Consider the following 14,345-nt stretch of genomic DNA (forward strand, 5'->3'; position numbering starts at 1 on the left):
AAATCAACTCCCAAAAGATGAACCACTCATCCTTTTGGGAGTTTTTTTGCGTAAAAAATTGGAGAAAAGGTCTCAGCATTTTCTCCAATATAAATCTTCTTAATGTCTAAAATGTCTCACGCCTGTAAAGACCATAGCCAAGCCATATTTATCCGCAGCTTCGATGGATTCTTGATCACGGACAGAGCCACCCGGCTGTATGATGGCCTTGATTCCTGCTTTAGCGATTTCTTCTACGTTATCCGCAAATGGGAAGAAGGCATCGGAAGCAAGAACAGCGCCGTCAAGGCGGTCTTTGGCTTGTTCAATGGCAATACGCACAGAGGCCACACGGTTGGTTTGACCTGGTCCAACACCCAGAGTCATGTGGTCGTTGGTCACAATGATACCGTTTGATTTGACATACTTGATAGCTTTCCAAGCGAACTCTAGGGCAGTTGCTTCTGTCTCAGTCGGTTGGCGTTTGGTCACCACTTGCCAGTCAGCTGGGCTTTCTTTGACCACGTCTTGATTTTGCACCAGAAGTCCACCAACCACGCCTGTGTATTCTGCTTCCACTTCGCTGGCTTCTTGTGCATCAAATGGCAAGGCAAGGATGCGCAAGTTTTTCTTTTTGTTGGTCAAAATGGCTAGCGCTTCATCCGTATAACTTGGCGCGATGATGATTTCAAGGAAAACACCGTGCATCTTCTCAGCTGTCGCAGCATCCACCTCACGGTTGAGGACGACAATGCCACCAAAGATTGATACTGGGTCAGATTCATAAGCGTAGTCCCAAGCGGTTTCGATGTCATCAGCTTGACCAATTCCACATGGATTCATATGTTTCAATGCTACCACGGTTGGACGGTCTTTAAAATCACGGATAATACGGATAGCTGCATCTGCATCGCGGATATTGTTGAAGGACAATTCCTTACCGTTGAGCTGTTTCGCTGATGCAATCGAGTAGTCAGTCGGCAAAGCTTTTTGGTAAAAGTCTGCATCTTGTTGAGGGTTTTCACCGTAACGCATAGCTTGCTTGAGGTCATAAGTCAAGGTCAGTTTTTCAGGTTTTGCTTCTCCCACTTGAGCAGTGAAGTATTCCGCAATCAAGGCATCATAAGCCGCTGTGTGACGGAAGACCTTAGCCGCCAGACGTTGGCGAGTTTCGTAAGTCGTTTGGTCATTGGCTGACAACTCTTCCAAAACCACAGCATAGTCAGCAGGGTCTACCACAACCGTCACGCTAGCGTGGTTTTTAGCCGCTGAACGAAGCATAGATGGCCCACCAATATCGATGTTTTCAACTGCGTCAGCGTACGTCACATCTGGTTTGAGAATCGTTTCCTTGAAAGGATAGAGATTTACTACAACAAGGTCGATGAGCTCAATCTGATTATCCTTAGCAGCCTCTAAGTGGCTAGCCAAGTCACGACGAGCGAGGAGCCCACCGTGGATATTTGGATGAAGGGTCTTGACACGACCGTCCATCATTTCTGGAAAACCAGTCACATCATCGATTGCAATGGTCTTCACTCCAGCATTGTCAAGGGCAACCTTAGTACCACCTGTTGAGATGATGTCCCAACCGAGTTTTTTAAGTTCTTGGGCAAATTCGACAATGCCCGCTTTGTCTGAGACGCTGATTAAGGCGCGTTTAGTCATGTTTTTTCCTTTCATTGTATCAAGAGGTGCTCTCACACCATTTAAATTAAAGACTGGCGATTATAATCTGTAATCTGATCTCCAAGTTCTTTCAACAATTTCCTAACCTCCAGCTTACTTGTTTCACTTTCATAAATACTTCGCCGTTCGGCGTCTGTTGCACCAATTAAGGTTACAAATTCCACTTTTCCATGCGGAGTATCTAGAGGCTTAGCTAAATCATCAGCAGCAGTCAAGAAGCCTGTCAAATTAGATTTCTGTTGGGCATCAATTCCTACCGTTTGCTTGGTATAGATGTATTCTTCTGGCAAAACCACTTTACCCGTTTTAAAAATATATCTTGCCACATACTGTAGCAAACCACAGCCATTTTTAATTTCTTCTTCGTCATTATCTGATTTCTTTAACTTAAACGTTAATTCAATCCCATAACCACTGTATTCTGGATCTGAGCTTTCCTTTGTATATAATTCTAACAAGCCATAGCCAACAAAATGCCAAAAATCTCCTGCATCGTAAACACTGATGCCATCAAGTGGATCTGGACCGCCTAGCATATACTTGATAACTGTTCCATAATGAAGAGGACTGGGCTGATCAGGGTATAAACGATTAAATTCTGCATCAATCGCTTCCCATCCTGGAGCGCTATCATCTGTATTTTCAACTTTAATAACAATCTTGTCTTCATCTTTAGTTGACTTCTCTTCATCAGAAGATTTCTTCTTAAAAAAATCAAACAACCCCATAAATTCTCCTTAGCAGATGACTTTTAATCCTTGCCACAAAATCAGCTATGATTTCCTTCTTATTTTCGTGCAACTCCCAAGCTATCCAACACTTCTGGATACAGCTTGTACTCCGCTTCATGAATGCGAGCTTCAAAGCTGTCAATGGTATCATCAGCTAGCCTTGGTACACGGACCTGCTTGATAATCTTTCCAGTATCTACACCTGAGTCCACCCAGTGAATGGTCACTCCACTCTCAGTAACACCAGCATTCCAAGCATCTTCAATCCCATGAGCTCCTGGAAATTCTGGCAGGTAGGCTGGATGAATATTGATGATTCGGCCTTCATAAGCCTCCAATAAGGTTTGCCCAACGATTTTCATGTAGCCGGCGAGGCAAACCAAGTCAATCTGGTGTTCCTCCAAGAGTTCGACAAGGGCTGCTTCGTAGTCTACCTTGTTCTCAAACTCCTTGAGTTCAAAAGCATAGGACAGGACGCCGAGCTTTTCTGCACGCTCTAGCACATAGGCGTCACGATGGTCTGAAAAGACAAACTCCACTGGAAATTCTTCGGCAATCATCTGAAAATTTGAGCCATTACCAGAGGCAAAAACCGCTATTTTTTTCATTTGATGATGACACTTTCGTTTTCTTTCTTGACGATGCGACCAATTTCATAGGCTGGTTCATCCAATAATTCTTTGACACGCTCTACATTTTCAGGCCTAACTGCCAGCATGAGTCCCACACCCATATTGAAGATTTCAAACATTTCTTCGTGTTTGATTTCACCGTATTTTTCAAGGGCTTTGAAAATCGGAAGAACTGGAACCTTGTCTTCTTCGATTTCTGCCGCTAGGTCATCCGCAAACATACGAGGGACATTTTCGATAAATCCACCACCTGTGATGTGGGCAATGCCGTTGACCAAGCCTTCCTTGATGAGTGGCAAGACAGCCTTGACATAGATACGAGTCGGCTCAAGAAGAACGTCCTTGAGTTTCTTGCCTTCCAATTCTGGCAAAACTTCCTCACCTGTGTAGTCCGCAAAGACACGACGGACGAGTGAGTAACCATTTGAGTGAATCCCACTTGAAGCAAGTCCGAGAAGAACATCACCTTCTGCCACTTTTGAGCCGTCAATGATTTGAGATTTTTCAGCCACGCCGACCGCAAAACCAGCCAAGTCATAGTCATCTTCACCATACATACCAGGCATTTCAGCCGTTTCCCCACCGATAAGGGCTGCTCCAGCCTGCACACAGCCTTCTGCTACTCCAGCAACGACTTGTTCTAGCTTGGCTGGTTCATTCTTCCCTGTCGCCACATAGTCTAGGAAATAGAGGGGCTCAGCACCTGCAGCGATGATATCATTGACACACATAGCCACACAGTCCTGCCCAATCGTGTCATGCTTGTCGTACTTGATAGCCAGCATGAGTTTGGTCCCGACACCATCAGTCCCTGAAATCAAGACAGGCTCTTTGACACCTGTTTTTGAAAGATCGAACATACCACCGAAACCACCAAGAGCTCCCATGACACCTGCGCGTTCCGTACGAGACACGTGCTTTTTGATCCGCTCAACAACTTCATAACCCGCTTCAACATCCACACCAGATTGGGCATAAGCATTTTTATTTGTCATTTCTTTATTCCTTTTCTTTAATGGAGAATCGTCTTCCGCCTATTTATAGAAACTGGTCTTGTCACCCAAACTTCTACGGTATTCTTCTTCATAGTCGTAAAGAGGTGTTGGATAGTCGCCGTCAAAGTAAGCGACACAGAGACCACCATTCGGCGCATCTGTTTCAATCCCGATAGAGTTAATCAAGCCATCAATCGAAAGATAGGTCAGGCTATCTGCACCAATGATTTGGCAGGTTTCTTCAACCGTATGATTGGCCGCAATTAGCTCCTGACGCGTCTGGATATCAATCCCGTAGAAACATGGATACGCTAGGGCAGGGCTACCAATCGCAACATGAACCTCCGTCGCCCCTGCTTCTTTCAATAGCTGAACGATGCGACGAGAGGTTGTCCCACGAACAATGGAATCATCAATCATGACGACACGTTTGCCTTTGACAACGCCTGAAACGGCAGACAGCTTCATCCGCACCCCTTGCTCCCGCAATTCTTGAGTCGGTTGGATAAAGGTACGTTGGGTGTATTGGTTCTTGATGAGTCCCATTTCATTTGGCAGACCGGATTCTTCCGCAAAGCCCATGGCTGCGCTAAGTGATGAGTTTGGCACACCGACCACGATATCCGCCTCATGCTTGAATTCACGCGCCAACTGGGCACCCATACGTTTTCGAGCAGTATGGACATTGACCCCATGGATATTGGAGTCAGGACGGGCAAAATAGATATACTCCATAGAGCAAATCGCGAGCTGAGTATCACTCGTGTAGCTATCATACTGGATACCATTGTCGTCAATAATGACAATCTCGCCTGGTTTCACATCGCGAATCCACTCAGCACCGATTACTTCAAAGGCACAGGTTTCAGATGAAACCACGACTGCTCCATTGGCCATTTTTCCGATCGAAAGAGGACGAAAACCATTAGGGTCAAGGGCTGCAATCAACTTATCTTCAAACAGCAAGAGATAAGCGAAACCACCTTTGACAAGACTAAGCGCTTCCTTGATTTTGCCCATCAAGTTTGGATTGTGGCTACGGCGAATGAGATGAGCCAAGATTTCCGAGTCCGAAGTCGCGCTGAAAATCGCTCCTCTTTGTTCCAATTCTTGCTTGAGAGATTCTGCATTGGTCAGATTCCCATTATGAGCCAAGCCAAACTGCATATCATGAAAGCGGAAAAGGAAAGGTTGGATATTGTCTACAGAAGCTTCTCCCGCAGTCGCATAACGCACGTGTCCAATCGCTCCAGTCCCTGTCAATTTATCCAAATTAGCAGGATCTCTGAAGACTTCTGATAAAAGCCCCATATCACGATGGCGCTTCAATTGTCCATGGTCATTGGAGAGGATCCCTGCCCCCTCCTGACCACGGTGCTGAAGACTGTGGAGCCCAAAATAGGTCATTTTAGCAGCATCTGGATGCCCCCAGATACCAAAAACGCCACATTCTTCATTAAGAGATTTTACTTCGTATGTCATTTTTTATACCTAATTTTTATTTCCCTGTGAAATAACGCACAGCTGACGCGAACAGATGCTGGTCTTTATTCCCTGGGATGTTTTGGAAGAGACCGTCTTCATAACGTTCTGAGTGGCCCATCTTACCGATAATTTGACCGTTCTTGCTGGCAATTCCTTCGATAGCGTTGACTGAACCATTTGGATTGTACTTGGAATCCATAGTTGGTTTTCCGTCAAAGTCCACGTATTGGCTAAAGATCTGACCATTGTCACGGAGCTCCGCAAATTCCTCCGCCGTCACGACAAACTTCCCTTCACCATGCGAAACAGGAATAGCGTGGATATCACCGACTTGCACCCCAGCCAACCATGGCGAATTAGTATTGGCAATGCGAGTTTCCACCATCTTGGCCACGTGTTGGTTGGCATCATTGTAGAAAAGGGTTGGGCTGGTACTGTTAGCATCCTCAAAGTTCCCGTATGGAAGAAGACCTGATTTGACCAAGGCCTGGAATCCATTACAGATACCAATAATCAAGCCACCGCGAGCGATAAAGTTATCAATGGCTGCACGTACTTTTTCATTGAGCAGGATGTTGACGATAAACTTAGCTGAACCATCTGGCTCGTCCGCAGCTGAGAATCCACCTGCAAAGAAGAGGATGTTAGCCTTGCCGATGTTGTCAACCATGGTTTCAACTGACTTGACAATGGCTTCTTCATTGAGTGTCACGAATGGCACCAAGTTAACCTCTGCACCTTCTTTTTCGAAGGCTTTTGCTGAGTCATATTCTGAGTTGGTTCCTGGGAAGACTGGGATGTAAACGACCGGTTTTTCAATAGTTTCTTTGGCTTTGATGACTGCGTTAGAAGCGGCAGCTGGAACTTCTTCCAATTCTTTAGCTTGAGCAAATTCTGTAGGATAGACTGCTTCCAATGTCCCTTGGAAAGCATTATCGAGTTTGTCTCCATCTAGCTTCACACCATTGACAAGGAGAGCAAAGTCTGCGCTTGTTTGACCGATTTTCTCCACTCCAGCGATTTCTTCAGGAGATGTGAAGACAAATCCACCTAATTGAGCTGTCAAAGCCGTTTCAAGATCAGGCAAGATTACCTCTGCACCGATATGATTTCCAAAAGTAGCAAGAGCTAAGCTTTCAAGGACACCACCGTATTTAACAGCTGATGCAGATGTCACTTTGTGATCTTTTCGAAGAGCTTCAAACTGAGCGAAGTTTTTCTTAATCAAATCGAAGTCGATATCAGCAGAAAGAGCTTGACCTGGGATGTAGTAGATGTTTTCACCAGCAGTCTTGAACTCAGGAGAGAGCACCTTGCGGCTATCTGCTGTTGTCACCCCAAAAGCAACCAGGGTTGGTGGCACCGTCAATTCTTCAAAGGTCCCAGACATAGAATCCTTACCACCAATAGATGGCAAACCAAGTTGGATTTGTGCTTCGATAGAGCCTAGAAGAGCTGCTACTGGCTGACCAAAGCGTTCAGCTTGCTTGTCCATCCGCTCGAAGTACTCTTGGTAAGAGAAGCGAGCCTTATACCAGTTAGCACCAGAAGCCACTAGACGAGCTGTCGCTTCGATAACCGCATAAGCAGCACCATGATATGGAGACCATTCTGCTAGATAAGGGTTAAAGCCTTGGGCCATGACAGACGCGGTATGAGTCACACCGTGCTGAACTGGCAATTTTTGCACAGATGCCTCAGTTGGTGTGAGTTGGTAGCGACCGCCAAGTGGGTGATTGACCGTAGAACGACCAACTGAACTATCAAAAATGGTCTGCAAGCCTTTTTGACTCGTATGGTTCAAGTCAGATAGAACCGCAAGGGTATCAGCTTCAAGTGTGTCAGCGCTTGTTGTGCGCTCTTCTGGAAGCTCGACATCCTTGTCTACCACCTTAGCATCAACGACCACGCGCACACCATTGGTATCAAGGAAACGGCGTTCCAAGTCGACAATGGTTTCACCATTCCAGTGCATAACAAGATTTGGTTTTTCTGTCACTGTTGCCACAACAACAGCATCAATATTTTCCTTGTTACATTCAGCAACGAAGACATCTACGTCCTCAGGACGAACCACGACTGCCATCCGTTCTTGCGATTCAGAGATGGCAATTTCTGTCCCGTTCAATCCTTGATATTTAAGGGGCACCTTGTTGAGGTCAATTTCAAGACCATCTGCCAATTCACCGATAGCCACACAGACACCGCCTGCTCCAAAATCGTTGGATTTCTTGATAAGACGAGTGACATCCCCATTACGGAAAAGACGTTGGATCTTGCGTTCCTCGATGGCATTCCCTTTTTGAACCTCAGCACCTGCAGTCTCCACAGACTCAACCGTTTGAACCTTAGAAGACCCTGTCGCACCACCGACACCATCACGGCCTGTCTTACCACCAAGAAGAATAATCACATCGCCCGCTTCCGGTTTTTCACGAACAACATTTCCCTTGGGAGCCGCTCCGACAACAGCACCAAGCTCCATGCGTTTAGCTACAAAGCCTGGGTGGAAGTATTCACGAACGTAAGTCGTCGCCAGACCAATTTGGTTCCCGTATGAAGAATAACCATGAGCCGCTGTTTTAGAAATAACTTGCTGTGGCAACTTCCCAGCGCGAGTTTCAGCGATTGGCGTTGTAATATCACCAGCACCTGAGATACGCATAGCTTGGTAAACGTAGGAACGGCCTGACAACGGGTCACGAATAGCACCACCGATACAAGTAGCCGCTCCACCAAATGGTTCAATTTCTGTTGGGTGGTTGTGGGTTTCATTCTTGAACATGAGGAGCCATGGTTCTTTGACACCATTGACATCTACTTCAATTTCAACCGAACAAGCATTGATCTCATCAGACACTTCCATGTCATCCAAACGACCATTGGCACGCTCATAACGACCGAAAATAGTGGCCATATCCATCAAGGTTTGTGGTTTTTCAGAGCGCCCCAACTCCTCACGCATGGCAATATACTTATCATAGGTCGCCTGCAATTGCTTTTGGAATTTAGAAGCTGAGAAATCAATCTGTTTCAACTCAGTTTCAAAAGTCGTGTGACGGCAGTGGTCAGACCAGTAAGTGTCCAAAACCTTGAGTTCTGTTTCCGTCGGCACGCGCCCGATTGACTTGAAGTAGTCTTGGATAAAGAGCAAATCATCCACTTCCATGGCCATCCCTTGCTCAGCCTTGTAGCAGGCAAAGTCTTCTGCTGTATAGCTTTCAAAGAAAGTCAATTTAGGAATTGTCTTGTCTGACTCTGAAAATTCCTGCTTGGCAATCCCTGTCGTGATATCCTTGAAACGAGAATCAACTGGATTGAGCAGGTAGTTCTTTACCGCTTTCAACTCAGTCGCTTCAATATCTTTATTGACCAAATAAAGTTGAGCTGTGTTGACCGTTACATCGCTTGAGCTACCTAGCAAGAGCAAAGCTTCTTGTGAAGAAGCTGCACGCTGGTCAAACTGCCCTGGCAAGCTTTCAATAGCAAAGAAAGCATAATTGGCAAGATCAGCCTGCACAGCCGCTTCATCCAAGACATGGTCTGTCACCTGCTCAGAGAAGATGTGTTTCTCTGCAGGCATAAACAAATCCTCTGCCAAGTCAAAGACATCATAAACTTGTACGATGCGAATACTTTTCAAAGTTGACAGTCCCAAGTTATGCTGGAGCTCTCTTACCAAACTCTCTGACTTGACCTGAAAATCAGCCTTTTTTTCAACAAAAATACGTTTATCCATCAATTCTTATTCCTTTATTTCAGCTCTTGCAATATTCTCAAACAGCCTTTAGGTTGTTATTCCAATTCCTGCAACTTTTCCCAAACAATCTCGTAAACATCTGTCAATTCACCCAAGCCACGACGGAGTGAAAAGGTCTGGGAGACCTTTTCAGCCTGAGTCCTTACATCTGAAAGACGAAGGTTTTCCGTTTCTAACAGCTTATTTCAATTCCTGCAATTTTTCCCAGACAATCTCATAAACGTCGGTTAATTCACCTAGTCCCCTACGGAAAACATCCTTATCCATGTGGTTGCCATCCGCATCCCACAAACGGCAGTTATCTGGTGAAAATTCGTCTGCCAAGATAATCTTGCCATCCTTGTCAAAACCAAATTCCAGCTTAAAGTCAATCAATTTAAGACCAATTTCAGCAAACCAGGCTTTCAAAAGCTCATTGATACGACGCGTTTCTTCCTTCAAGTAAGCAATCTGCTGGTCATCCGCAATTTCAAGGAATTTCACATGTTCATCATTGATAAAGGGATCATCCAAATCATCGTTTTTATAGTAAAATTCGACGATCGGCGTTTCCAAGGCGATCCCTTCTTCCACACCAAAGCGTTTTGAAAATGAACCAGCTGTGTAGTTACGAAGTACGACTTCCAAGGGAATAATGTCAACTTTTTTATTAAGCTGATCTGTATCTGAGATTTTCTCAATAAAATGCGTTGCTACACCAGCAGCGTTCAACTTTTCAAAGATAAAGGCTGAAATCTGATTATTCAAGACTCCCTTACCCGCAATCTGCTCCTTTTTGACACCATTAAAAGCAGTTGCCTGATCCTTGTAGCGGGACAAAATCACCTGCTCATCTTCTGTCGCAAAAATATCCTTTGCTTTCCCCGAATATAACAACTTATTTGACATTTTATTATTCGCCTTTCGTGCTTTTATGCTTTAAGTTTATCACTTTTAAATATATTTTACAAGTATTTCCGTACATTGCGGACGTGAAAACATGAAAAAGATTGGAAAAACAACATTTAAAAGCTGAAAATATCTTGTTTCCATACAAAAACAGGACTTTTTCAAGCCCTGTTCTAGATTTCTTTAATATAAGTCCAAATAATTATCAACTTCCCATTGGGAAACAAAGGTCGCATAGCTAGCCCATTCAATCCGCTTGGCTTCAACAAAGCTAGTGTAGATATGATTGCCTAAGGCTGCTTTAACCACCTCGTCTTCGGTCAAGGCCTTAACGGCATTGTGAAGAGTAGAAGGCAGGTCAGTGATACCCGCTTCCTTGCGCTCCTCAGCTGTCATGACATAGATATTTTCTTCGATTGGAGCTGGCGCTTCAATTTTATTTTCCACTCCATGCAGGCCAACTTCTAAAAGCACTGCCATGGCGATATAAGGATTGGCCATGGGATCTACTGAACGCAATTCCAAGCGCGTTCCCATACCACGCGATGCTGGCACCCGAACCAAAGGCGAGCGGTTTTGCCCAGCCCAAGCGATATAAACTGGTGCTTCAAAGCCTGGCACCAAGCGTTTGTAGGAGTTGACCGTCGGATTCATGATAGCCGTATAATTATAAGCATGCTTAATCAAGCCACCCAAGAAATAGTAGGCCGTTTCAGATAACTGCATTCCTTTTGGATCCTCTGGATCATAAAATGCATTATTTCCATCTTGGTCAAAGAGGGACATATTGCAGTGCATACCAGAACCAGCAATACCAAACTTGGGCTTAGCCATGAAGGTCGCATAGAGGCCGTGCTTACGAGCAATGGTTTTCACCACCAATTTGAAAATCTGAATCTTATCACAAGCGCGAAGCACTTCATCATATTTAAAGTCAATCTCGTGCTGACCGACTGCCACCTCATGGTGACTCGCTTCCACTTCAAACCCCATCTTAGTCAAAACATTGACAATTTCTCGACGGGTATTATCCGCCAAGTCTGTCGGCGCCAAGTCAAAGTAGCCACCCTTGTCATTCACTTCCAGTGTCGGATCGCCATTCTCATCCAGTTTGAAAAGGAAAAATTCTGGTTCAGGACCAAGATTAAAAGACTTGAAGCCCAGTGCTTCCATATGTTTGAGAGCTCGCTTAAGGTTACTACGAGGATCTCCTGCAAAGGGAACATGTTCTGTCGTATAAACATCACAGATCAAGCCTGCTACACTGCCATTTTCATCTCCCCAAGGAAAAACTGTCCAAGTATCCAAATCAGGATAAAGATACATGTCAGATTCATTGATCCGAACAAATCCCTCGATAGACGAACCGTCAAACATAGCCTTATTTGATAAGACCTTTTCAAGCTGCTCATCCGTTGCTGGAATTTCAACGTTTTTCATGGTTCCCAAAATATCAGAGAACATAAGACGGATAAAAGTGACGTTCTTTTCTTTTACTTCGCGACGAATATCAGCTGCTGTAATGGGCATGGGTAACTCCTTATAGTTTTAAAAAATAGTTTATGGCCGACGCATGTGACCAAAGGTTGGCAGAGAAGAGCCAAAACGACCTTGCTGTAAAATATCATTGTGGAGAGCTCGACGGACTTCCTTTTCACTAATCGTTTTGTGGGATTTAGCTTCACGCTCAGCATATTTCTTTTTGATAGCAGCGATATTATAACCTTCAGAAATATAATCCTTAATTTCCAAAAGTCGGTCCATATCATTCAGGGAATACATTCGGCGATTACCCTCATTCCGAAGGGGAGTGATGAGGTTTTGCTCCTCATAATATCGAATCTGACGGGCAGATAAGTCCGTCAACTTCATAACGCTACCTATGGGAAAGACTGCCATATTTCGGCGAAACTCTTTTTCCTTCATTTTTTTCCTCTCTATGCACTATTATAACTAATTTTTTTTGTATGTCAACAATCAATGTGAGATTTTCTTACACATTTTAATTTATAGATTTAAAGAAATTCTTAATTCTATCTACATCCGAATTTACAACTATTGCGACAAAGACCCCCATAAAGGTTTCAAAAACTCTAGCAAAAACGTATAAAATAGTATCTTCCGGACTAATGGAGAGAGTGATAATCAGCATAGCTGAAACACCACCAATCACCCCAGCCTTATTGTTCATAGCAACATTGGTCATGATCGTCAGCATCGTACAGATTGGCACAAATACCAAGGTCACCCAAAATTGCCCATTCAATAAATTTCCCAACAGATAGAATAGCAAGGCATAAAAGCCCCCGACACTATTTCCTAAAATACGAGAAGTTCCGAAATGAACACTTTTATCAAAATCTTCCCGCAAACTAAATACCGCTGTCAAAGCCCCAATCTGGAGCCCCTTCCAGCCAAACATACCAAAGATGAGCAGGATAATAAAGACTGCTATTCCTGTTTTCAGCGTCCTCATGCCCAAGCGGAACTTGGATTTGTCAAATTTGTACTTACTAAAATAGCCCATGCCTTTTCCTTTTTAAAAGTAAACTATCTTTATTCTAACATATTTTTCAACAAAAAGGCTCTGTTCATCCAGTTTATTGTTAACCATCTAGCAAAAAGACATAGCCAGCTCCCTCACTTTTCTAGATACATTTCCCATTCTTGATCAGCTATTAAGAAAATATAACTAGAAACTTACGAGGACAAGAGAAAAGAGGCTGGGACAAAAGTCCTAGCCTCTCAATTGTCTTTGGATTGTCGAGCAAGACGCAGTGGTTGAGTGGGCTCTACTAGGCTTATTTCATCAACTTTTACAGTCCTACTCAACTGTGCGGAGGTGGGACGACGAAATCTAATTCTAACGAATTACCATTTCTGTCCCACTCTCTCCGTTACAAATATTATTTTTCAGTCAGTGCTGCAAGTCCTGGAAGAACTTTACCTTCAAGGAGTTCCATTGATGCACCACCACCAGTAGAAATCCATGAGAACTTGTCTGCACGACCAAGGTTGATCGCTGCGGCAGCTGAGTCACCACCACCGATGATTGATTTCACGCCTGGTTGTTTCACGATAGCGTCCATGACACCGATTGTACCAGCTTGGAAGTCAGGGTTTTCAAATACACCCATAGGTCCGTTCCAGACAACAGTTTTCGCACCAGTCAAAGCTTCGTCAAATTTAGCGATAGATTTAGGACCGATATCCAAACCAAGGAAGCCTGGATCTACTGCTTCACCTTCAGTGTCTTTCACTTCAGTGTAATCAGCAAATGCGTTTGCTTCTTTTGAGTCAACTGGCAAGATCAATTTGCCGTTTGCTTTTTCAAGAAGAGCTTTAGCGACATCCAATTTGTCTTCTTCTACAAGTGAGTTACCGATTTCGATACCTTGCGCTTTGTAGAATGTGTAAGTCATACCACCACCGATAAGGACTTTATCAGCTTTTTCAAGCAAGTTTTCGATAACACCGATCTTGTCTGAAACTTTTGAACCACCAAGGATAGCTACGAATGGACGCTCTGGAGTTTCAACTGCTTCTTGGATGTAGGCAATTTCGTTTTCAAGAAGGAAACCAGCAACTGCTTTTTCAACGTTTGCTGAGATACCAACGTTTGATGCGTGTGCACGGTGAGCTGTACCGAATGCATCGTTTACAAAGATACCATCTCCAAGTGATGCCCAGTATTTACCAAGTTCAGGATCGTTTTTAGATTCTTTCTTGCCGTCAACATCTTCATAACGAGTGTTTTCTACCAAGAGAACTTGTCCATCTTCAAGAGCGTTAACAGCGGCTTCCAATTCAGCACCACGTGTAACGCCTGGGATAAATTTAACTTCTTGTCCCAATTTAGCAGCCAAGTCAGCAGCTACAGGAGCAAGTGATTTACCTTCTTTATCTGCTTCTTCTTTTACACGTCCAAGGTGAGAGAAGAGGATAGCACGTCCACCTTGTTCAAGGATGTACTTGATAGTTGGAAGTGCTGCAGTGATACGGTTGTCGTTAGTAATCACGCCATCTTTTACAGGTACGTTGAAGTCAACACGAACGAGAACTTTTTTCCCTTTCAATTCAACGTCTTTAACAGTCAATTTTGCCATTTGGAAAGACTCCTTCTTTTTTTATACGTGTTAATTATATCACAAAATCTACAAAAGTGATAGCAAAAATTAATGGCTTT

11 protein-coding genes and 1 pseudogene are annotated in these 14,345 nt (G+C 44.1%); all 12 read right to left on the minus strand.

Annotated features, from left to right (window positions below; all coding sequences use genetic code 11):
* Positions 1–99: 99 nt before the first annotated feature.
* Entirely contained in the window at positions 100–1,647 is a 1,548-nt protein-coding gene (purH, locus tag FXF62_RS07815) for a bifunctional phosphoribosylaminoimidazolecarboxamide formyltransferase/IMP cyclohydrolase (RefSeq protein ID WP_149518310.1), read from the minus strand.
* A gap of 41 nt (positions 1,648–1,688) precedes the next feature.
* Positions 1,689–2,396, minus strand: a complete 708-nt coding sequence (locus FXF62_RS07820; RefSeq protein WP_149518311.1) for a suppressor of fused domain protein — start codon at positions 2,394–2,396, stop codon at positions 1,689–1,691.
* 59 nt (positions 2,397–2,455) lie between these two features.
* Complete coding sequence (purN, locus tag FXF62_RS07825) at positions 2,456–3,007, minus strand: phosphoribosylglycinamide formyltransferase (protein ID WP_149518312.1); 552 nt, start codon at positions 3,005–3,007, stop codon at positions 2,456–2,458.
* Positions 3,004–4,026, minus strand: coding sequence for a phosphoribosylformylglycinamidine cyclo-ligase (purM, locus tag FXF62_RS07830; protein ID WP_149518313.1), 1,023 nt, complete (start codon positions 4,024–4,026; stop codon positions 3,004–3,006). Before purM ends, purN begins: the two co-directional genes overlap by 4 nt.
* Before the next feature lie 39 nt (positions 4,027–4,065).
* The gene (gene purF / locus FXF62_RS07835) at positions 4,066–5,508 is read right to left on the minus strand and encodes an amidophosphoribosyltransferase (protein ID WP_149518314.1); all 1,443 of its coding nucleotides are present in this window, start codon (positions 5,506–5,508) and stop codon (positions 4,066–4,068) included.
* Positions 5,509–5,524: 16 nt separating this feature from the next.
* On the minus strand, positions 5,525–9,250 hold the full coding sequence (locus tag FXF62_RS07840; protein WP_149518315.1) for a phosphoribosylformylglycinamidine synthase: 3,726 nt from the start codon (positions 9,248–9,250) through the stop codon (positions 5,525–5,527).
* A gap of 56 nt (positions 9,251–9,306) precedes the next feature.
* Positions 9,307–9,375: pseudogene (locus FXF62_RS11030) on the minus strand (phosphoribosylaminoimidazolesuccinocarboxamide synthase); the annotation flags it as partial.
* 76 nt (positions 9,376–9,451) lie between these two features.
* Positions 9,452–10,159 (minus strand): phosphoribosylaminoimidazolesuccinocarboxamide synthase, encoded by a 708-nt coding sequence (gene purC / locus FXF62_RS07850; protein ID WP_149518316.1) that lies wholly within the window; start codon positions 10,157–10,159, stop codon positions 9,452–9,454.
* A gap of 183 nt (positions 10,160–10,342) precedes the next feature.
* Positions 10,343–11,689 carry a type I glutamate--ammonia ligase gene (gene glnA / locus FXF62_RS07855; protein ID WP_149518317.1) on the minus strand — a complete coding sequence of 449 codons (1,347 nt, stop codon included), beginning with the start codon at positions 11,687–11,689 and terminating at the stop codon, positions 10,343–10,345.
* A gap of 30 nt (positions 11,690–11,719) precedes the next feature.
* Complete coding sequence (locus FXF62_RS07860) at positions 11,720–12,085, minus strand: MerR family transcriptional regulator (protein WP_005591665.1); 366 nt, start codon at positions 12,083–12,085, stop codon at positions 11,720–11,722.
* A gap of 76 nt (positions 12,086–12,161) precedes the next feature.
* Positions 12,162–12,686 (minus strand): FUSC family protein, encoded by a 525-nt coding sequence (locus FXF62_RS07865; RefSeq protein ID WP_149518318.1) that lies wholly within the window; start codon positions 12,684–12,686, stop codon positions 12,162–12,164.
* Between the two features lie 379 nt (positions 12,687–13,065).
* The gene (locus tag FXF62_RS07870) at positions 13,066–14,265 is read right to left on the minus strand and encodes a phosphoglycerate kinase (protein WP_149518319.1); all 1,200 of its coding nucleotides are present in this window, start codon (positions 14,263–14,265) and stop codon (positions 13,066–13,068) included.
* Positions 14,266–14,345 lie beyond the last annotated feature (80 nt).

The sequence above is a fragment of the Streptococcus cristatus genome (assembly GCF_008369405.1).
Taxonomy (GTDB): Bacteria; Bacillota; Bacilli; order Lactobacillales; family Streptococcaceae; genus Streptococcus; species Streptococcus cristatus_G.

Coding starts and splice junctions, on each gene's coding strand:
- purH (WP_149518310.1), bottom strand. CDS start 1,647: ATGACTAAACGCGCCTTAATCAGCGTCTCAGACAAAGCGGGCATTGTC.
- FXF62_RS07820 (WP_149518311.1), bottom strand. CDS start 2,396: ATGGGGTTGTTTGATTTTTTTAAGAAGAAATCTTCTGATGAAGAGAAG.
- purN (WP_149518312.1), bottom strand. CDS start 3,007: ATGAAAAAAATAGCGGTTTTTGCCTCTGGTAATGGCTCAAATTTTCAG.
- purM (WP_149518313.1), bottom strand. CDS start 4,026: ATGACAAATAAAAATGCTTATGCCCAATCTGGTGTGGATGTTGAAGCG.
- purF (WP_149518314.1), bottom strand. CDS start 5,508: ATGACATACGAAGTAAAATCTCTTAATGAAGAATGTGGCGTTTTTGGT.
- FXF62_RS07840 (WP_149518315.1), bottom strand. CDS start 9,250: ATGGATAAACGTATTTTTGTTGAAAAAAAGGCTGATTTTCAGGTCAAG.
- purC (WP_149518316.1), bottom strand. CDS start 10,159: ATGTCAAATAAGTTGTTATATTCGGGGAAAGCAAAGGATATTTTTGCG.
- glnA (WP_149518317.1), bottom strand. CDS start 11,689: ATGCCCATTACAGCAGCTGATATTCGTCGCGAAGTAAAAGAAAAGAAC.
- FXF62_RS07860 (WP_005591665.1), bottom strand. CDS start 12,085: ATGAAGGAAAAAGAGTTTCGCCGAAATATGGCAGTCTTTCCCATAGGT.
- FXF62_RS07865 (WP_149518318.1), bottom strand. CDS start 12,686: ATGGGCTATTTTAGTAAGTACAAATTTGACAAATCCAAGTTCCGCTTG.
- FXF62_RS07870 (WP_149518319.1), bottom strand. CDS start 14,265: ATGGCAAAATTGACTGTTAAAGACGTTGAATTGAAAGGGAAAAAAGTT.